Annotated in this window: 21 protein-coding genes; 9 read left to right on the top strand and 12 right to left on the bottom strand. The window is 64.9% G+C overall.

The genetic code is table 11. The features are described from left to right. Positions 1-103: 103 nt before the first annotated feature. Complete coding sequence (locus ACE10W_RS18385) at positions 104-1,195, bottom strand: TRAP transporter substrate-binding protein (protein ID WP_028171176.1); 1,092 nt, start codon at positions 1,193-1,195, stop codon at positions 104-106. Positions 1,196-1,297: 102 nt separating this feature from the next. Next, positions 1,298-1,852, bottom strand: coding sequence for a MarR family winged helix-turn-helix transcriptional regulator (locus ACE10W_RS18380; RefSeq protein WP_375762660.1), 555 nt, complete (start codon positions 1,850-1,852; stop codon positions 1,298-1,300). Between the two features lie 244 nt (positions 1,853-2,096). On the opposite strand from ACE10W_RS18380, the gene ACE10W_RS18375 reads away from it, so the two are divergent. Beyond that, positions 2,097-2,354 (top strand): hypothetical protein, encoded by a 258-nt coding sequence (locus ACE10W_RS18375; RefSeq protein WP_028171174.1) that lies wholly within the window; start codon positions 2,097-2,099, stop codon positions 2,352-2,354. Next, a complete protein-coding gene (locus ACE10W_RS18370; RefSeq protein ID WP_375762659.1) occupies positions 2,351-4,207 on the top strand; it encodes a tannase/feruloyl esterase family alpha/beta hydrolase in 1,857 nt (618 codons plus the stop codon). The genes ACE10W_RS18375 and ACE10W_RS18370 overlap by 4 nt, the downstream gene beginning before the upstream one ends. A gap of 185 nt (positions 4,208-4,392) precedes the next feature. Here the strand turns inward: ACE10W_RS18370 and ACE10W_RS18365 are convergent, their stop codons facing one another. The 3 genes from ACE10W_RS18365 to ACE10W_RS18355 form a co-directional block, all read right to left on the bottom strand. Next, a complete protein-coding gene (locus tag ACE10W_RS18365; protein WP_028171172.1) occupies positions 4,393-4,896 on the bottom strand; it encodes an SMI1/KNR4 family protein in 504 nt (167 codons plus the stop codon). 91 nt (positions 4,897-4,987) lie between these two features. Then, positions 4,988-5,245 carry a hypothetical protein gene (locus ACE10W_RS18360; protein WP_028171171.1) on the bottom strand — a complete coding sequence of 86 codons (258 nt, stop codon included), beginning with the start codon at positions 5,243-5,245 and terminating at the stop codon, positions 4,988-4,990. Between the two features lie 66 nt (positions 5,246-5,311). Beyond that, positions 5,312-6,262, bottom strand: a complete 951-nt coding sequence (locus ACE10W_RS18355; protein ID WP_028171170.1) for a DUF2778 domain-containing protein — start codon at positions 6,260-6,262, stop codon at positions 5,312-5,314. A 192-nt stretch (positions 6,263-6,454) separates the two neighbouring features. Between ACE10W_RS18355 and ACE10W_RS18350 the strand changes: the two genes are divergently transcribed. Both ACE10W_RS18350 and ACE10W_RS18345 read left to right on the top strand, forming a co-directional pair. Continuing rightward, positions 6,455-6,895: a DUF1810 domain-containing protein gene (locus ACE10W_RS18350; protein ID WP_028171169.1), complete on the top strand. Its 441-nt coding sequence runs from the start codon at positions 6,455-6,457 to the stop codon at positions 6,893-6,895. 96 nt (positions 6,896-6,991) lie between these two features. Further along, the gene (locus ACE10W_RS18345) at positions 6,992-9,073 is read left to right on the top strand and encodes a methyl-accepting chemotaxis protein (protein ID WP_028171168.1); all 2,082 of its coding nucleotides are present in this window, start codon (positions 6,992-6,994) and stop codon (positions 9,071-9,073) included. Positions 9,074-9,092: 19 nt separating this feature from the next. On the opposite strand, the gene ACE10W_RS18340 is transcribed toward ACE10W_RS18345, so the two are convergent. Together ACE10W_RS18340 and ACE10W_RS18335 are read right to left on the bottom strand one after the other, a co-directional pair. Next, positions 9,093-9,683 carry an NADPH-dependent FMN reductase gene (locus ACE10W_RS18340; RefSeq protein WP_038966812.1) on the bottom strand — a complete coding sequence of 197 codons (591 nt, stop codon included), beginning with the start codon at positions 9,681-9,683 and terminating at the stop codon, positions 9,093-9,095. A 50-nt stretch (positions 9,684-9,733) separates the two neighbouring features. After that, a complete protein-coding gene (locus ACE10W_RS18335; RefSeq protein WP_271557236.1) occupies positions 9,734-10,681 on the bottom strand; it encodes a helix-turn-helix domain-containing protein in 948 nt (315 codons plus the stop codon). 302 nt (positions 10,682-10,983) lie between these two features. On the opposite strand from ACE10W_RS18335, the gene ACE10W_RS18330 reads away from it, so the two are divergent. From ACE10W_RS18330 to ACE10W_RS18320, 3 genes are read left to right on the top strand one after another with little or no spacing between them, the layout of a single operon-like run. After that, a complete protein-coding gene (locus ACE10W_RS18330; protein ID WP_271557235.1) occupies positions 10,984-12,105 on the top strand; it encodes a DUF2336 domain-containing protein in 1,122 nt (373 codons plus the stop codon). Beyond that, positions 12,102-12,434, top strand: coding sequence for a PilZ domain-containing protein (locus ACE10W_RS18325; RefSeq protein ID WP_028171164.1), 333 nt, complete (start codon positions 12,102-12,104; stop codon positions 12,432-12,434). The genes ACE10W_RS18330 and ACE10W_RS18325 overlap by 4 nt, the downstream gene beginning before the upstream one ends. A gap of 49 nt (positions 12,435-12,483) precedes the next feature. Then, positions 12,484-13,605, top strand: coding sequence for an HD-GYP domain-containing protein (locus ACE10W_RS18320; protein WP_011086965.1), 1,122 nt, complete (start codon positions 12,484-12,486; stop codon positions 13,603-13,605). A 59-nt stretch (positions 13,606-13,664) separates the two neighbouring features. Here ACE10W_RS18320 and ACE10W_RS18315 read toward each other — a convergent pair whose 3' ends face one another. The 4 genes from ACE10W_RS18315 to ACE10W_RS18300 form a co-directional block, all read right to left on the bottom strand. Beyond that, a complete protein-coding gene (locus ACE10W_RS18315) occupies positions 13,665-13,868 on the bottom strand; it encodes a hypothetical protein (protein ID WP_028171162.1) in 204 nt (67 codons plus the stop codon). Positions 13,869-13,991: 123 nt separating this feature from the next. Next, the gene (locus ACE10W_RS18310) at positions 13,992-14,831 is read right to left on the bottom strand and encodes a methyl-accepting chemotaxis protein (RefSeq protein ID WP_271557234.1); all 840 of its coding nucleotides are present in this window, start codon (positions 14,829-14,831) and stop codon (positions 13,992-13,994) included. Then, on the bottom strand, positions 14,762-16,006 hold the full coding sequence (locus ACE10W_RS18305; protein ID WP_271557233.1) for an FIST signal transduction protein: 1,245 nt from the start codon (positions 16,004-16,006) through the stop codon (positions 14,762-14,764). Before ACE10W_RS18305 ends, ACE10W_RS18310 begins: the two co-directional genes overlap by 70 nt. Before the next feature lie 271 nt (positions 16,007-16,277). Then, positions 16,278-16,955: a nitroreductase gene (locus tag ACE10W_RS18300; RefSeq protein WP_271557232.1), complete on the bottom strand. Its 678-nt coding sequence runs from the start codon at positions 16,953-16,955 to the stop codon at positions 16,278-16,280. A gap of 101 nt (positions 16,956-17,056) precedes the next feature. Here ACE10W_RS18300 and ACE10W_RS18295 point away from each other — a divergent pair, with 101 nt between their 5' ends. Beyond that, entirely contained in the window at positions 17,057-18,019 is a 963-nt protein-coding gene (locus ACE10W_RS18295; protein ID WP_271557231.1) for an alpha/beta hydrolase, read from the top strand. 7 nt (positions 18,020-18,026) lie between these two features. On the opposite strand, the gene ACE10W_RS18290 is transcribed toward ACE10W_RS18295, so the two are convergent. Then, entirely contained in the window at positions 18,027-18,485 is a 459-nt protein-coding gene (locus ACE10W_RS18290) for a cupin domain-containing protein (RefSeq protein WP_060911785.1), read from the bottom strand. Positions 18,486-18,733: 248 nt separating this feature from the next. On the opposite strand from ACE10W_RS18290, the gene ACE10W_RS18285 reads away from it, so the two are divergent. Further along, positions 18,734-18,982 (top strand): hypothetical protein, encoded by a 249-nt coding sequence (locus ACE10W_RS18285; RefSeq protein ID WP_097660813.1) that lies wholly within the window; start codon positions 18,734-18,736, stop codon positions 18,980-18,982. Positions 18,983-19,157: the final 175 nt, after the last annotated feature.

Genomic DNA, 19,157 nt, shown 5'->3' with positions numbered 1-19,157 from the left:
CTCAGATGCGCAATTGCGCATCTTAGCTCCCGCCAAGAGGCGCGCCCCGGAATGACAGTGTCCTTCGGATCACGCCTGAAAACACCGCGCCCTCTTGCTGCAATCAGGTCTTGTTGCGCATCTTGCTGAGCAAATAGTTGTCGTAGAAGTTTTCCGCGATCTGCGTGTAGAACAGCAGCTCCTTCATATACGCGTCGTGGCTCTCCTTGGTCCGCTTGAACAGGTCGCTCTTGGCCGCGAGCTCGTTCAGGTGCTCCTGGGTGGCGTTGTAGCAAGCCTCCAGCACCGGCTGCGGGAACGCCTTCAGCTCGGCGCCGTTGGCGATCAGCCGCTTCAGCGCCGCCGGGTTCACGCTGTCGTACTTCTCGAGCATCCAGGCGCCGGCCGCAGAGGCGGCCTGGTTGACGATGGCCTGGTAGTGCTTGGGCAGCGAAGCCCACTTCTCGTCATTGACGATCATGTGCAGCATGGCGCCGCCTTCCCACCAGCCGGGGAAGTAGTAGTATTTGGCCACCTTCTGGAAGCCGAGCTTCTCGTCGTCATAGGGACCGACGAATTCGGCGGCGTCGATCGAGCCCTTCTCCAGGGCCGAATAGACGTCGCCGCCGGCGAGCTGCTGCGGCACGATGCCGAGGCGCGCCAGCACATGGCCGCCCATGCCGGCGATGCGGAATTTGAGGCCCTTGAGATCGTCGACGGTCTTGATCTCCTTGCGGAACCAGCCGCCCATCTGGGTGCCGGAGTTGCCGCAGAGGATCGCATGCGCCTTGAACGGCTTCAGCGCCTCGTTGGCGAGATCGGCGCCGCCGCCGAAATACCACCAGGACTCCTGATGGCGATGGTTCATGCCGAACGGCGCGCCGGTGGCATAGGCCAGCGCCGGCTCCTTGCCGATGTAGAAGTAGAGCGGCGTCTGCGCCATCTCGACGGAGGCCGCGCTGACGGCGTCGAGCGCCTGCAAACCGGGGACGAGCTCACCGGCCGCAAAGGTCTGGATCTGGAATTTGTTGTCGGTGGCGTCAGCGACGTATTTCGCGAAGGTCTGCGCCGTGCCGTAGATCGTGTCGAGCGATTTCGGGAAGCTCGAGGTCAGGCGCCATTTGATCTCGGGCGCGCCTTGCGCGATCGCAGGTGCAGCAACCAGCGTCGTCGCGCCGGCGACCGCGCCACCCTTGAGGAATGTACGGCGTTTCATGATGGGGTCTCTCCCTAAAGCAAGGCTTCAAATGGATGGCCTGGGCCACGGTCTTCGCAGACCGTTTGCCCGTTCCCGCCGCCGAGTTCAAGGTGTTCCGGATCAAGTGTCCTGGAGGAAGATCGACAGCGCTCGCTGCAATTCCTTGTACGCGCGCGGCCCGATCTTGGCGGCGAGGGTCTTCTCGCTTTCGGCGATCGACGGCCGCAAGCGGCCGAGGAGCGCGGCGCCGGTCTGGGTCACATACAGCACGTAGTAGCGGCGGTTGACGGCGGAGGCCGAACGCTGCACCAGGCCGCGCCGCTCCAGATGATCCACCAGCCGCCCGAGCCCCGCCCGCTCGATCGACAAGGATTGCGCGATGGCAAGCTGATTGACGCCGGGATTGGCTTCGATCACCGACAACACGGAGAACTGCGCCGGACTGATGTCGAAGGCGGCCAGCCGCCGGCTGACATCCCTGAACACCCAGAGCTGGGCCCGCCGGATGCGATAGCCGAGTGAACGGGACAGATCGTCCGAGGCAAGCAGCTTTGGCCGGGCGGGCTTTCCGGCCGGCGCGGCACGCGAGGCGGATCGCGACGGCTTTGCAACCTGCGCCCTGCGCGACGCTCCCTTCGGGGATCGCTTCCTGACGCCAGCCTTCTCCGGCTCCATCGACGACCATCTTTCACAAGCCGGCGCGGCGGCATCCGCCCGGTGGTCCGGGATTCGAACGCCAAGTCTATCGCAGCGGACCGGGATCGAGAAGCCGCGCGGCGTCGCGCCTTGCCGATGCAGCTTCTACGACAGGTTGCACCGCGGACTCGCGTGTTGCGTCATGTTGACACGGCAACATCGCTTGCCTAAGGATCAAGAAAACCTGCCGTCGCACGAGCAGGCTTCAGGGGAGCTAACGTCGGTGCCTGCATCAGGGAACGGCGACGATCCGCATGCCATCGCGCATCGCGGCGACACGATTGCGGCCGTCGGCGCATTGCGTTCCGCGCGCTGCGATCCGCATCGCGAAGCTCCCCGGCCTCCCGACGACCAGGACGTCCCGACCGACAGCGACATCGCTTGCAGCCTTGACGACGCCTGCCGCAACGGCCGGCGCCGCACGATGTCGCGTGGACGACCGCTGCTTTCGACAATCATCAAGCTGGAGGGCATGACATGAAACGGTTACTTCTCGCCTCGACCATTGTTGCCGGCTGGACGGCTTTCGGCCCGCAGGCAATGGCCCACGGCCTGCCGCCGAGTGGTGTTGCCCCGCGCGCATCCTGCACGGCCCTCACCGGCCTCACGCTGCCGAACACGCAGATCCTGAGCGCGACCCAGAAGGCGGGCTACTGCAACGTGATCGGCATCATCAACAAGCGCGTCTCGACGCAGGACCCCGATCATTTCACTTACGGGATCGGCTTCGCGCTCAACCTGCCCGATACCTGGCATGGCCGTTTCGAGATGATGGGCGGCGGCGGCACCGACGGCAGCCTCCAGGCCGATCCGCAGGGCGCCGCCGGCGTCGAGCTCGGTCAGGGCTGGGCCGTGGCCGCCGACGACGGCGGGCATGAAGACAACGCCAGCAATCCGGTCGGCGGACATCAGGACGACGATGCCAATGCCGGAGGCTCCGCGCATTTCGCGATCGACGCCCAGGCGCGCCGGGACTACGGCTACAACGGCATCGAAAAGACCGCGACGATCTCGAAGCAGATCATCTCCTATTACTACGGCCTCGACACCGTCTATTCCTACATCATGGGCTGCTCGAACGGCGGACGTGACGCCATGATGGCGTCGCAGCGCTTCCCCTGGCTGTTCGACGGCGTGATCTCGCAAAATCCCGGCTTCAATCTGCCACAGGCGGCCCTTGCGGAAGCCTGGAACGAGCAGGTGCTCGGCACGCTCGCCACCAGCAAGGACGTCAACGGACAGCCCTTCATTCCCGACACGTTTCCGGTGCAGGATCTCCAGGTGGCCTCGGCCGCGATCCTGAGCGCCTGCGACGCGCTCGACGGGCTGGTCGACGGCATCGTCGACAATTATCACGCCTGCACGGCGAAGAAGGTGTATCCGGCGCTCGCCAGCTACACCTGCGGCACCGGTTCGCACGGCAGCACGCCGTATGGCGGCACGTGCCTGACCGGCGCACAGGTGGACGCGCTGAAGAAAATCTATGCCGGGCCGGTCAATTCCCGCGGCCAACGGCTCTATTCGAACTGGTTCTGGGATGCCGGCATCTGGACGCCGCCCACCGCGCCCGGCGCGGGCTGGCAACTATGGAACGTCGTCACCGCGCCGGTGCCGAACGTCAACACCGCGATCAACCTGACGCTCGGCGCGGGCGCGATCCCGATGATCTTCCAGACCCCGCCCGTCGTCACGCCCGTCAACGGGCCGAACGGCCAGGAAGCCTTCGTGTTCCGCTTCAACTTCGACACCGACGCGCCGAAGATCTTCGCGAAGACGCAAGCCTATCCTGAAAGCAGCATGGACTTCATGGCCGCGGTCTCGACCGACCTGCGGCCGTTCAGGGCGCGCGGCGGCAAGCTGATCGTCTCCTCCTCCGTCAATGACGGCATTTTCTCCGGCGCTGCCATCGCCCGCTGGTATCGCAACATGGACAGGCGCATGAACGGGCGCGCGACCGACTTCGCGCGGCTGTTCATGGTGCCGAACATGGCCCATTGCGGCGGCGGTGCGGCCACCGCGAGCTTCGCGCAGAACGAGGTCAAGGCCATCACCGACTGGGTCGAGAAAGGCATCGCGCCTGAACGCATTGTCGCGACCAATACCAACGCCACCTCGCCCTACCCGACCGGCGGACTTTTTGATCCGCGCATTGCCATGAACTTCCCGGCCAGCGGCACGAGGCCGCTATGCGTCTATCCGAAGATTGCAGCCTACAAGGGCAGCGGCATGACCAACGATGCCGGCAATTTCGCCTGCATCGACCCCGGCTTCAGGCCGGGCGGCGACCACGACTTCCATGATGACGACGATGGGCATGGCGACGGCAGGCCCTGATCGTCCTGCTTCCTCTCGTGCCCCGGACGCAGCGCAGCGTCTCCCTCGCGATGCGAAGCATCGTCGAGCGCGATGCGCTGCTGAGCCGGGGCCCATCCATCCGCCATGCCGAGTGGCCATCTGGGTCCCGGCTCTGCGCCGCAGCGCTGTAAGCGTTGCGGCTTGTCCGGGACACGAGCAGATTCTCACGAGGCCTCAGCCTGCTCATACATTCCGGCGACGAAATCGCCGAATGTCGGTGCGAGCGGCAGCACGTAGCCCCATTCGTTCGACATCGCCTCGGCAAGCGTCCAGGGCTTCTCGTATTCGGCGATCTCGTGATCGATGAACCAGATCTTGCCGAAATGCGCCTTGTCGATCGTCATGCAGATCGGGTTGCCGCCGTGGTCGCTCATGATCCAGAGGAGTTCATCGACGGTCGGCCATTGCGGAGTCTGACGCGTCTGGACCAGCGAGCATTCATCGCGCCGCAATCCCAGCACCTCCTGGACCGCGCCGGCCCAGTGCCCTTGCGGCCAGTTGAACTCGGCAGAGCCCTGGAAATAGCCGCCGGCGCAGACCATCAGGAACTGGCGATACTCGTCCGGCAAGCGGCAGCCGATGGATTTTTCGAATGCCTCGAGCGCTGCGAGCGTCGGTTGCTCCGCGCGGGCGCGATCAACGCCGGCAATGAAGTCTGCGATATTCATGCGATCCCGTTCCTCGGCGCAGAAGCGCGCCACGCCTTCGTCGCAGGCATTCGGGAGCGGGTTCGACGATTGGAGGGGAGTAACGGCTGTCTCAGAGCAGCTTCGCGCTGACGAACAGCGCGCGCACGGCGTTGGTCGCCTGCACCGCGAGCATGGCGTTGCCGGCGGCGCCTTCCAGGGCCGAGATGGCTTCCTCGTGCAGCGTGCGGAATTCCATCCACTCGACCGACTTGAAGTTGGTGAGGAATTGATAGGCCTGGCCGACGGTCGCGATCGCCAGCGTGTCACCGTTCAGCTTGATCTTGAACGTCGTACGCAGCGGGGTCTCGGAATTCTGGGGATCACTCATGGGCTGCTTCTGGACAAGGACGGCTTAACGAAGGGGAAACGGCAGCCCCGCCGCGGCAGGCAAATATCAGGAGTCGGTGCTGCCGCGCTGTGACGCGGTCGCCGATCCTCTCAGGCTCGGCACCACGACCAGGCGGTTGAACTCGCCGTTGTCGTAGGCCTTGAGGAAGCGCTCATAGTCCTTGATCGAGACGCAGCCGTTGGAATCGCCGCGCGGCCCGAGCATGTAGCTGTGGGTGAGAAGGCCGACGCGGCCGAGCGCGCTGGTGCCCTCGGCGGGCGTCAAGCGCAGCGCGCGGATGCCGTGGAACAGCTTTTCGCGCGGCTTCAGATCGTAGGTCGCCGGCGGGGTCGCGCCCACCATGCGCTGGTCCACATGCTGGGGGTCGTCCATCAGCGCGCCCATGCCCGAATGCGCTTCCAGCGCGAGGCCGCTCGGCAGGTAAAGCGCCTTGGCCGAGATGTCGTAGACCGCCGTGCGCGAATCATAGCCGAGGGCGGCGAGATCCGGCGCCTTGCTGAACAGGCCATCGCCGGGGGTCAGCGAGGCCAGCTTGATCTTGTCGGTGAATTTTTCGAAGAAGTTGCGGTTGTCGACCCTGGGGGTGGTGTCGGCATAGGCCTGGCTGGACGCGATCTGGGCCGAGAAGTCCGCCTGCACCGGCCGCGAACGCGGCATCGGGACCGCGTCGGCACGCTCCGAGGGCCGCCTCTCGTCAACCGCCGTCCGGTCATCTTCGGTCAGGGTCGAGCGCCAGTCGTCGCCCTGGAGTTTCTGGGCCAGCATCGCCTTGGCATCGCGCAGCTTGAGCTGGACCGCATTCAGGGCAGAGCGCTCCAGCGTCCGCAGGCCGAGCTCGCGGGCGGGCGCGCTGCCAGATGCCGAAGCAAAACGGTCCTCGAAGGAAGGGGCATTGGCCGGCGGTAGCGCGGCGGAAACCAGCGGGGTCGAATCGCCCATATCGGCGACCCAGGCGGCGGCACCGAGCGACAGCGCAACAGCGGCCAGAGACAGCAGAATCGTCTCGGCCCGCCCGATACGGCGGCGCGACAACAGCCTCTCGGCTCTTGCGGTGTCGGAAACCATCAGATCCCCAAATCGACCCCCGGGGAGACCCACCCCCACCCGGAGACTCTCTATACCAGCTACCACATTGGGAGCCAAAAGTTAGGCATAATCACGGCCGTCAAGGCACCCCCAAGGTATCCAATGACCGCTCCTTTCGATCTAGACCGGTTCGTCCAGGCCCAAAACCCGGTCTATCCCACCGTGACCGGGGAGCTGTCCCGGGGCCGGAAGCAGAGCCACTGGATGTGGTTCATTTTCCCGCAGGTCGCCGGCCTCGGCTTCAGCGCCATGGCGCAGCGCTACGCCATCGGCTCGCGCGCGGAGGCCGAGGCCTATCTCGCCCACCCTGTCCTTGGCCCGCGCCTGATCGCGTGCACCAGGCTCGTGCTCGCCGTTCAGGGGCGGACCATCAACGCGATCCTCGGCGCGCCTGACGACGCCAAATTCCGCTCCTCGATGACGCTGTTCGGCGCGGTGTCCGATGATCCCATTTTCAATGAAGCGCTTGCCCGGTACTTCGCCGGCGAGCGCGACGGCGCGACGCTGGAGATCCTCGCAAAGCTCGATCAGCCGTCCAGCTGAGCTCGCGCGGCGGCAAGCAGCGTAAACCCGGGATTAACACGGGCGACCTATCGTCCGTGGAAAATAATTCTCCCCGCGCCAATTGCCGGACAGAACATGAAAATCGGAACGCTCCTGACCACCGCCATCGTCTCGCTCTCGACCGTCGGCGGCGGCCTCGCCGTCTACGTCGCCGTGACGAAATATCAGACGATGGAGCGGATCACCGAAGCACAGGGGCGGCTCGCGATCGTCCGCGCCGTCGGCGACATCCCGCGCTATCTCAACCCCGAGCGCGGCTTTTCGACCAACATCCTCTATGGACCGGCGACGGTGGACCCGGCGCTGCTCGCCGAGCAGGACAAGCTGCGCAAGCAGACCGACGGCGCCCGCGACCGGATGAACGCGTTGCGCAAGGACCTTCCCGGCCCGTTCGACGACGGCGCCACCACTGGCAACAACATCGACGGCATCAATTCGAAATTCACCGCGCTGCGCGAGGCCATCGACAAGGCGCTCGCGGGACCGGCGGACGCGCGCAAGGACGCCGCCAAGAAGATCGTCGCCGACAACGCCGTGCTCAACGGCGCCGTGACCGCGCTGCTCAACGAGCAGGTCCGCCGCATGGCGATCCTCAACGGCGACGCCTACCGGCAGGCGAGCTATGCCAACATCGCGATGACGCTGCGCGACGTCGGCGGCTTCAACTCCAGCCTGCACAAGAACCTCGTCGGGGGCAAGAAACCGGCGACGGACACCGAGAAGGCCGAGATCAGCCGCTCGCAGGGCCGCAACGACCAGATCGTGATGGCGTTGCTGGAATTGCGCGGCAATCCGGCAACGCCGGCGAACGTCGCCGCTGCGCTGGAGAAGTTCAACGCGGTCTATATCGAGGAGTTCGGCCGCGAGCTCAAGCTGGTGAAGGACGGTGCGATCAGCGGCAAGTACGAACACGACATGGACACCTATTACGCCGCGACGCAGCGCGGCCTCGGCACCATCATCGAGGTCCGCGACGCGCTTTACGACAATGCGGAGCAGATCCTGGCGGGCGCCTCCTCGGCTGCGCGCACCAGCTTCACTGTCGCGCTCCTCGGCCTTGTCGCCGTGCTGATCGCCAGCATCGGCCTCGTCGTGACAGTGCGCCGCCGCGTCTGCGCGCCCATCGTCGGCCTGACCACGCGGATGTCGCGGCTTGCCGAAGGCAACGTTGCCGAGGAGATCCCCGGCGCCGAGCGCTCCGACGAGATCGGGGCGATGGCCGCGGCCGTGCAGGTGTTCAAGGACAACATGATCCGGGCCGACCGGCTCGCCGCCGAGAAGCAGGCCGAGAACGACGGCAAGATGCGCCGCGCGCAGGCGCTCGACGAGCTCACCCGCGCGTTCGAAGCCAAGGTCACCGAGCTCGTCGGCGGGCTTTCGAAAGCCTCCTCCACCATGGAAAGCACGGCGCAGTCGATGACCTCGACCGCGGCCCAGACCAACAGCCAGGCCGCGGTCGTCGCCGCGGCCTCCGAGCAGACCTCCAGCAACGTGCAGACGGTCGCGAGCGCGACCGAGGAGTTGACCTCCTCGATCTCCGAGATCGGCCGTCAGGTCGCACAAAGCACCGAGATCGCGGCCCGCGCCGTCGACAACGCCCGCCGCACCGGCGACACGGCACGTACGCTCGCCGAGGGCGCGCAGAAGATCGGCGACGTCGTCACCCTGATCCAGAGCATCGCCGAGCAGACCAATCTGCTGGCGCTGAACGCGACCATCGAGGCCGCCCGCGCCGGCGACGCCGGCCGCGGCTTTGCCGTGGTCGCCTCCGAAGTGAAGTCGCTGGCCGGGCAGACCGCCAAGGCCACGACCGAAATCTCCGAGCAGATCACGGCGATCCAGTCTGCGAGCGACGAGACCGTGGCCGCGATCCGCAACGTCGCCGACGTCATCGCCGAGATCGACCAGATCGGCACCGCGATTGCCGCGGCGATCGAGGAACAGGGTTCGGCGACCAAGGAGATCGCCCGCAGCGTGCAGGAAGCCGCCCGCGGCACCCAGGAAGTGAACACCAACATCTCAGGCGTGCAGCGCGCCGCCGACGACACGGGAGCTGCCGCACGGGAAGTGCTGGGCGCGGCCGAGCAGCTCTCGACGCAGTCGCGCGATCTCGCCGGACAGTTCGACCGCTTCCTCGGCGAGGTCAGGGCCGCCTGACGCTGCCGCTCGCGCAAACTCAATAAGGCGGCGCCTTGCGCGCCCGCTGCGCCTTGGCCGCCTCGATCCACCAGGCGAGGTCGTCGGCAAAGCGCGGGAACGAACGCTCCAGCGCCTTGCCGCCCTCGCCGATCGGCTCGGAATCCGCCGACAGCGTCTGCGCGATCGGGCCGACGCCGATGGTGCTCGACACCACCACCATGCCCATTTCCGACAGCGTGCCGTGCCAGGCGGTCGAGGCGCGCGCGCCGGACAGGCGGCCGGCGGAGTAGCTGACGATCGCGGCCGGACGCCAGAACCATTCTTCGAGGAAATGGTCGGTCAGGTTCTTCAATCCGGGCTGAATGCCCCAATTGTATTCTCCGGTGACGAAGACAAAACCGTCCGCGCCGCGGATCTGCCCGGCCAGCTTCTCCAGCGCCTCGGGCGCGGCGCCCTTGGGATATTCCTTGTACATGCGGTCGAGCATCGGCAGGCCGATCGCCTTGGCGTCGATGAACTCGACATCCTCGCCGCGCTCGCGCAGGCGATTGATGACAAAATTCGCAAGGCGGATGCCCATGCGGTCGGAACGGTAGGAACCGTAGAGGACGAGGATGCGATTGCTCATGGCTGAAGGCTAGCACAAAACCGGAGTCCGGCCCCAACGCATTTGTCGTGCTAGCGCCTGCGTCCGCGCTCCAGCGTTTCCGACGGCGCCTCGCCGAACCGGTCGCGATAGCTTCTGGAGAAATCGCTGAGATGCCAGAAGCCGAAGGCCAGCGCGACGGCCTTGACGCTATCGGCGCCCGCCAATAGCCGCTGGCGGACCAACCACAGCCGCCGCAGGCGCAGGTAACGGTGCAGGCTCATGCCGCGATAGCGGCGGACGACATCATGCAAGGTGCGGACGGAAAGGCCGAGCTCGCGCGCGATCTCCTCACTGTAGATGGGCTGGGCGAGATCGCCGGACAACAGCGCGCGGATGTCCTGAAAGATCTTGAACTGCCGCTCGTCGTTCGGCCTCACCGTCCATCGCGCCGAAACCAAGTTGGCGAAGACGGCGTCGACCGCGCCGAACAGGGACTCCTTCATCGCCGCCGCCTTCAGCGGCGCCTCAGTGGGATCGATGGGCTCGGACGCGGCGGCCACCACCTCCCTGACCACGTTCCGCAACCCATTCAACGTCAATGTGCTGGTCTCAAAGATCTTGAAATTGGAACGCGTCTCGGGCCAGCCGCGGTTCTTGACCTCTGGTCGGAAGACGACCGAGGCGATTTGCCGCTGCACTTCCTCGATGGTGTTGTAGGCCGCGCCGCCGCTGCCGATGACGACGACCGCGCGGTCGCGTTGCGCACCGTTGAAGCGAATGGGAACGTCGAGGTCGTCCATCGCAAAACCAACCGCCGTGCAATCCGCGATGAGTTCAGCGTCCACAACCCGCGGAAAAGCGCGCGTCACGTTCACGTCGCAGCCTGGCAATTGCAGGATGATCTGCTCAGCCGCGATCCTTCGCACAAACGGTGTGAACTCGAAGTTCAGACCGCGGATCGCGTTGCGAAACTCATCGACGTCGGAAAAGCGAAATATCTTTGGCGCCAGTGTTGGCGCATCATCATCGCTGGTCATGGCAAAATGAAAACCGCGTCAGGAAAAATACGCGTGTCCGGGGTGAAAGCGCGGACCTGAATTCCCCCCTTTCGGTTGCCCCGTTAGACCGAAAAAATCATCCTAGTCTGTCTCGATCAGTTGGCGAGGGTCCAATTCAAAGGACAAGTTGACGGTTGGCGTCCTGCCAAATTTCGATAGCGTTTCCGGTAAAGCGGGCGGTGCGCTGATACCTGAAGGGTCAAAGTCTAAGATCCAAATTAACAACTTTAAGGCGCAATAGAACTCGTTCATTCGTTTTTTTTTGAGATTCAGGCCCTGCCGTGATGGCAAATTCGCCTGCAGATATTCTTTTGGAGTTGGAAGAGGCGATCGCGGCCTGCTCGCCCGAGCGCTGCGGGCGTATCCTGTCAGGCATTGTCCATCTGCTCACGACCAGCCGCGACCGGCCTCAGGAGCTGCTCGTCAACGTCGTCGACGGTGTCCTCCTCCGACTGGCAAACCGGGTCGCTCCGGATTCGCTGATTCAGCTCAGCCGAGCGCTCGCCGAGCTGCCTGTTGCGCCGCAAGAGACATTGAGGCACCTCGCCTCGCACGAGGACTCCGCCGTCGCATGTCCGATCCTGCTCAAATCGCAGGCGCTGTCCGCCGCTGACCTCGAGACGGTCGCAACGTCCTGCGGCGAAAGCCATCGACTTGCAATCGCGTCTCGCGCGCGCGTCGAAGCGGCTGTAGCCGAGGTGCTGGTCATACGCGGCGGCCGCACGGTCTGCCTTGCGCTGCTAAGGAACCCGGGAGCCCGGTTCTCCGACGCGGCCTATACTGCACTCGTCGAGAATGGCTCGGCGGATGACGCGATCACGAAGGCGCTGGCGCTGCGGCCCGGTACACCAGATCTGGTCGTGCGCAGGCTGCTCTCCATCTCGCCAGGCAAGGCCTTGGCCAAGCCCAGCGCCGTTGCCGCACCGGGACAGGGCGCCGCACCGGGCGTCGCCGCCGCCCTCATTGCTCCAAAGCGGCCTTGCTCGGCCGACTATGCGAGCGCAAGGCCGGAAATCGTCGCCCTCAACCGGGTCGGCAAGCTCAACGATTCGACAGTGAACCGCTTTGCGATCCGCGGCGAGACCGCAAACCTGTTCACGGCGCTCTCCGTGCTCTCGGGAGCCCCGATCGAGATCGTTGAGCATGTCATGATCGATGACGACTGCGAGGCCCTTGTCATGGCCTGCCGCGCTTCGCGCCTGAACTGGGCGACCACGCTCGCGATCCTGAGCAACCGAGGCGGTGCACGTCTCTCCTTTGCCGAGCGCGAACGCGCGCAGCAGATCTTCGAAACGCTCCTCTTGTCGACCAGCCAATGGACGGTGCGGTGGGGGGAAATCGCGGCAGGTGCCAACACCAGCGATGGGAGAAATCGCTGTACAAAAATGGGGGTTAGCCGATGAGGTTCGACGGTCGCAAGGCGCTTCGCGTACGGATGGATCACAAGCAGCCTGTCAACCTGATGGGTTCGGACGGCACCTGGCGACGCAGTTGCGTCCTGCTCGACGTCTCGCAAACGGGCGCCAAGCTCGAGGTCGAGGGCACGCTGGACGTTCTTCAGGCCAAGGAATTCTTCATGCTGCTGTCGTCGACGGGACTAGCCTACCGTCGCTGCGAGCTGGTCTGGATCGACGGCACCATGGCCGGCGTGCACTTCATCACCTCAGACGGCAAGAAGAAACCGGCCAGCGCACCGGCGGCCGCCGCGCAGACTTCCGTTCAAAGCAAATAGGCCCAGGGATCATCGATTTCTTTGAACTCCCGGTAGAAACAGGTGCAACGTGCAGAACGCGCGAACCATATCCCGCCCCGTCAAAGGCGACGGCGGCATTCGAGAGCCGGATGCGATACGCCCGTTCGTGCATGTTCTGGCCGATTCCTCCGACAAATTGTGGGGCGTCTGCTCGATGCTCGAGCGGCAATTTGCTGTCGCCGGCGAACGGCTCGACGCCGCGCCCAAGCTGTCGCAAGTTCCCTTCGCAATCGTCGTCCGCGCCGAGTTGCGCGACATCGAAAGCATCGCGGCTATCAAGAAGCGGGCTGCCAAGCTGGCGAAGGCCACGAAGCGGATCTTCCTAGTCGAGCACTCCTCTCACACAACTGTATCGCAAGCCTACGCGCTCGGCGCCACGCTCGTTCTCCCCGGGGCGATCAACAGGATCAAGCTGCTGGCAGCGCTGGCTGATCCGGCCGAGCCTGTGTCTGCTTCCTCAAGCGGCACAACGCAGCTGGACAATGCGGCAGCAGCCGCGGCAACCGCCATCGCGTCGATGTTCACGGCCGTCACGCTCGGCGAGCCGCTTGATGTCGCCGGCACCAGGAAAGCCGGTCGCCAGATTGCCGATCGTATCACCCAGCACGGCCTGTCGGAATGGCTCACGACGGTGCGGCGCCACCACGAGGGCACCTATCAGCACTGCCTGCTCGTGACCGGCGTCGCCATCGACTTCGGCCTCAGCCTCGGCGTCGGCAGGGCCGATCTGGAACGCCTCTACTCGGCCGCCATGTTCCACGACATCGGCAAGGCTCAGATCCCGCTCGCCATCCTCGACAAGCCGGGCCGCCTCGACGCCGAGGAGCGCGCTCTGATCGAAACGCATCCGACCGCGGGCTATGAGTTTCTGAAAGGGCACGAGGGGATTTCGCCTGAAATCCTCGATGCCGTGCGTCATCATCACGAATATCTCGACGGCAGCGGGTATCCGGATGCGCTCTGCGCCGAGAGCATCGGCGATATCGTGCGGATCCTCACGATCTCGGACATCTTCGCAGCGCTGATCGAGCATCGCCACTACAAGCCGACGATGCCGCGCGTGGAAGCCTACAATATTCTCTGTGGGATGACTGGAAAGCTGGAGAAGGCGCTGGTCGCCTCGTTCAAGCAGGTCGCGCTGACGCGATAGCCCGGAAAACCGGCGAGCGCCTCCATGCGATAACTGCAACCGACAATTGCTGCCGAACGCTAGTGCGTCGCCCGGTATTTGGCGCGGCGGGGGATGGAGCGGCAGGCGAGGCCCTCGGCCAGCAGCTTCATGTCTTCTCGTTTGCCGCTGCGGATCAATCGGCCGAACTCGTCGGCTGAGAAAGGAAGACTTGGATCATCATCGATCGGGCGCCGCACTCGCGGGCCGAAGAACCTTAGAATCAGGCTAGCCAGCCGCCGCATGCCTATTCCCTCGCGCCAGCAACAAACCTCTCACGAGGCACATTGTTCCTGCTGGCGCGAAGAGAATGCAAGTGCGATCTGAACGGTCGTCACCGAAATTTGCGAAGCGGCAGGCTCTGTGCCCTACCCAATCCGCTTGAGCGTCTCGATGTCGCTCATGGCGCTGGTCAACGCCCCGTTGCGGTCGCGCACGAAGCTCTCGAGGTCCGATAGCACGGTGTTGATCATCTGAAGATTCTTGAACATCTCCTCGATCTGCGTCACGATGCTGTTGTAGCCTTCCTGGGTCTGGATCAGCTGGCCCCGGGTGTCGTTGATATTGGCTCCGAGCGACTCGAGCGATGTTTCCATGCCTCCGATCGAGGCGTGGGTACGCGTGAGGCTGGTTTTAGTGTCCTGCGCGAGCTTCTTCACCTCGGTCGCCACCACCGAGAAGCCCCGTCCCGCTTCGCCCGCGCGCGCCGATTCGATGGTCGCGTTGAGCGCCAGCAGGTTGGTCTGGCCCGCGATCGTGTCGATGATCTTCAGGATGTCCCGCAGCCCGTTCATGGCCTGAGTGAGGCCGGCGAACTCCTGCGACAATGCCGTCGTGTCGGTCGCCCGCGCCGCCGATTGTGCGCTCGCCACGATGACCGAGCGGATTTCCTCCACGATCGCGTTGATCGAAGCCGTCTGGCGCAGCGCGCCCTCGACCTTCCCGCTCAGCGTGGCGCTGGCGCTGAGATATTCCGTCAGACGATGCACGATGTCGTCCTTGATCCGGTTCAGCATGACCATGCGGTTGAGATGGGTGCGCGTGAAATATTCGACGAAATGCGCGTAGTGGATCGGGAACGTCTCGATGAACGGATCGTTCAGCGGCTTTTCCCTGACGTCGAAGAACACGATCGCGGTCAGCGTCTGGTTGATGTTGATCCCGAACAGCTCCCGAAGGTGGAAAAACCCGCGACCGGCATCGGCCACATGCCGCTCATGTTGCGGAGCTGGCTCTCGTTGTTCAGGCGGCGCAGGATGCAGTCGTTGAGGATCGCGCCGATCGCCGGCGGCTTGTCGCGCAGGAAGGCCTCGAGGTCACGCCGCGTCTGGTCCACGAAATCGGTGGCTTCCAGCAGCTCGAGTCTGTCGCCCGAATTGACGTCGCAGAAGAACGACACGACGCCGCTGTCCGCATCGATGCCCGCGACCGAGCGCACGAACAGGTCTCCGCCGACCTCGATGCCGAAGGAGTGCTTCGTCATCATCGACATGAGGTTCGCCGGAATCGTGTTCAGCGCCTTCGCCACCACGGAGGCGAACGGCTTGATCTCGCTCCCTTCCATGACGCCCGAGGCGGTGCGACGATCCGGATCGGCGTCCATCACGACGAAGGATTTTCCGGTCTTCTTGAAGTTCTGCGTCTTGAAGATACCGTAGGCGCGGCCCGGCGCCAGCTTCATGAAGACGATCAGCGCATGGTTCTCGAGCACCTGCCTGCTGTCGTAGAGATGAGTATGCTGGAAGTCGAGCTTGCCGCCGGCGGATCCTCCGACGAAACCGCACGGAAACTTGCCGCTCCTGTACACGGCCTCCATGAAGTAGCTCTCCGACGCCGACACGCCGTCCACGAGCGCGAAAGCGATCGTATCGCGCACGTCGATCGCGAAGGGCGTCCTGATCGCGGCGACCTCGCGCGTGATCGCTTCGATGCGCGCGTCATGGGCCCTGGACGGCTCTCCCTTGCGGATGTCGTCGTTGTGGAGGCGGACGCTGTGGATGCTGACGGACTGAAACAGATCGGCCGGAAAAACCTGCACGACGACGGACGACCAGTTCGACCCCGTCGGCTTGTAGAGCGACTGGCCCGCCGAGCACAGCTCGCCCGCGGTCGACATCGCGATCACCGGCGTCGACCCCGCCAGCCTCTGCAACGACGATGCAACGCGCGCGAAGTCGCAGTGGGGTGAGATGAACGCGAGAACCAGCGGCGACCGCGCGCCCTCTACGACGAAGTCGCCCTCGGAAATATTTTGCAGCCGGTCGTCGCTCTCCAGCACCCGAATCGCGCAGGCCTCACGAACCGCCGGAGCCTCTTCCCGTACCTCCGCAACGATCGACGGCGCGGGCTCCTTGTGACTTGCCTGGGAAAACAACGAGAGCATGGCAATATCCTTGTTCGACGCGCGACGCGTCTCAAAGGAGTGAACTACGGATTCGAAATTGCCATTCGGTTAGGAAGCGCGCGGCGCAGGCGCGTTTGTGCTGTGAATGCGCACCGTAGGATTACGGCGTCGCATCGTTTCGCGGGCTCATGATACCGATCGCATCGGTGCATTTGATCCAGATCAAATCCGCGCGGCGCCCTCGCGCCGGCGGCATTGCAACGGACATCGGCACGATTCCATGGCGCCGACACATCCGCGCCCGCGTGCACTACTCGGCGAATCCGACGAAGCGGACGAAGTCGCTGTTCGCCTCGCGATCCGAGCGCACCGCGTTGGCGGCAAAGCCGTCGTCGGGATATCCCATCGCGACGCAGGTCATGATCACCTCGTCCTCCGGAATCTTCGCAACCTCGCGCACGATGTCGGAGCGCATGATGCCCTGCCCGTTGATCACCGAACCGAGCCCGCGGTCCCAGGCTGCGAGCACGATGCCGTAGCAGAGCGCGCCGAGATCGAAATGGCAGACCGCGCCGGGATCGAGCACGCGGTCATAGGTCAAGACCAGCGAGACCGGCGCGTCGAACTGGCGGAAGCCGCGCAGCACCCAGTCCTGTCGCATCGGCTTGTCGTCGCGTGCGATCCCCATCGCGCCGAACAACTTCTTTGCGATGTCGACCTGCCGGGTGCGATGCACGCCCTGGTACTCGCCATGGCTGATGATGTCGCGCTTGACCTTGGCGCCGCCGACCATCTCTTCCATGTTGCGGCGGCGCAGCTCTTCCAGCGGGCGGCCTGTCAGCACATGAACGTGCCAGGGCTGGGTGTTCATCGACGACGGCGCGCGCTTGGCGCTCTCGATGATCGCTTCGATCACGCTGCGTGCCACCGGCTTGTTCTTGAAGCCGCGCACGCTGCGGCGCGACTGGACCAACGTTTCGAATTCCAACCTCAACCTCCCTGGCGCAGACCCGTCCGGCAGTTGCCGATGCGGCGCGAAAAATCTATGCTAATCCGCAAGCAAGACCAAGAACCGTGGAAGGACCCGCAATGGCCGCACCGCTCGATCCCGTCATCGCCCAGATCATTCCGCTGCTGCCGCTGCGCGATCCGACCACGATGACGCCACAGAGCGCCCGTGATTCCTTGCGCGCACTGGCTGCCGCGCGCGCGGCCGTGCCGCCGCCACCGGTCGATACGGTGCAGGATATCAAGGTGAAAGGCGGCGCTGGCCCGCTCGATGCGCGCCTCTACCGTATCGGCTCCGATCCCGCGCCGACCGTGGTGTTTTTTCACGGCGGCGGCTGGGTCGCGGGCGATCTCGAGACCCATGACCGGCAGGCGCGCAATCTTGCGATCGAGACCGGCGCGGTCGTCGTCTCCGTCGACTATCGTCGCCCGCCGGAGACGCGCTTTCCCGGCGCCTTCGAGGATGCTGTTGCCGCGGCGCGCGACATCTTCAACCGCGTCGCGGAATTTGGCGGCGACTCAAGGCGCCTCGGCGTCGCCGGCGACAGCGCCGGCGGCAATCTCGCAGCCGCCACCGCGATTGCCTGCCGCGATGCCGGCATCAAGCTCGCCGCGCAGCTGCTGGTCTATCCCGTGACCGACGTCGCAGGCCACTATGCCGATGCGCGCGAGAACGCGCGCTTTCCCTCGCGCGCCGAGAATGCCGACGGCTACTTCCTCTCCCGCGCCGTGATGGAATGGTTCTGCGGCCATTATCTCGCCGATCCCGGCCAAGGCGCCGACTGGCGCGTCTCACCGCTGCGCGCGGCTTCGCTTGCCGGCCTCGCACCCGCGATCGTTGCCACCGCCTCGTTCGATCCCCTGCGCGACGAGGGCGCCGCTTATGCCCGGGCGCTGGAGGCCGCCGGCGTGCGCGTCAAGCACCATGAGGGCCCAGGCTTGATCCACGGTTATTTTGGTCTCGGCGACGCCTCGGACGTCGCGCGGGCCGAGGCGCAGCGTGCACGCGCCGACTTCAAGGCGCTGCTCGCGCGCGGCATATGAGGACCGACTAGATGCGCGGCGCCCGCTGCGCCGCCGTGTGCCCCCACGTTTCGTCCCAATCCTGACCGGCGGCATCGACGACGCGGCCGTCGGCTTCAAAGAACTTGTTCGGCACCTGGAAGATCGCAAGGATCAAGGCCCCGTCCGGACACCAGGCGGCGTGGCGGCTGCCCGCCTCGCGCCAGATGAATTCGCCGGCCTTGCAGGCGATGCCCTTGGCTGGGCCTTCCTTGTCGACGAGAGCGCCTTCAATGACGTAGCTCTGCTCGATGCCGACATGCTCGTGATCGGGCAGCACCGATCCCGGCGCAAAGCGCATCAACGCCGTCATCAGGCCCGTGCCGCGATCGAACAGCAAGGTCTTGGCCTCGCAGCCGGGAAAGCGCGTCTTCTGCCATTCCATTGTCGCGGGTTGAACCAGATGAGAATGCTGGTCGGCGGTCTGCGGGCTCGTCACGGCATCCATGGCAACGCTCCGTTCCTGCTGGAATGGGATCAGCCTAACAGGTCTCGGCCGGGCGGTCAGCGCGCAGTGCAGCAAGCGGCGGGCGCGAATCCGGAGGCCGGCCCGGAGCCGCGCGCGTCAAGGCGGAATGCATTCATCGCGCGCTGCGAAAATATCAGCGCCCGCGCCCGGCACGCGCCGATCCTGCTTGATTGCGCCACGATTCCCGGCTCCAATCTCCGCGCCATTTCTGGTTTAGGGAGACACCCATGATGAAACGTATTTTCCTGGCTGCGATCGTCGCCACCTTTGCAGCAGGCTCGGCCTTCGCGGAGGACACCTGCGAGAGCAAGGCCGTCGGCAAGGACGGCAAGCCCTTGGCGGGAGCGGCCAAGACCTCGTTCCTGAAGAAGTGCAAGGCCGACGCCTGCACGCCCAAGGCCGTCAGCGCCGACGGCAAGCCGCTGGCCGGTGCCGCCAAGAACAGCTTCATGAAGAAGTGCGAAGTCAGCGCGTAACGCGGGCTGCGACACTCTCGTGCCCCGGACGCAGCGCAGCGCTTCTTCAGCGATGCGCTGCAGAGCCGGGGCCCACGCTTTCACGTGCATTCCGAGAGATGGGTCCCGGCTCAGCGGAGCGTCACTGCGCGCCGCACCGCGTCCGGGACACGAGACCTGCCTACGCGCTTACGGG

Origin of the sequence: Bradyrhizobium sp. B025, from assembly GCF_042257955.1 — a bacterium.
Classification (GTDB): Bacteria; Pseudomonadota; Alphaproteobacteria; order Rhizobiales; family Xanthobacteraceae; genus Bradyrhizobium; species Bradyrhizobium diazoefficiens.
This window is presented reverse-complemented; position numbering and strand designations above follow the sequence as displayed.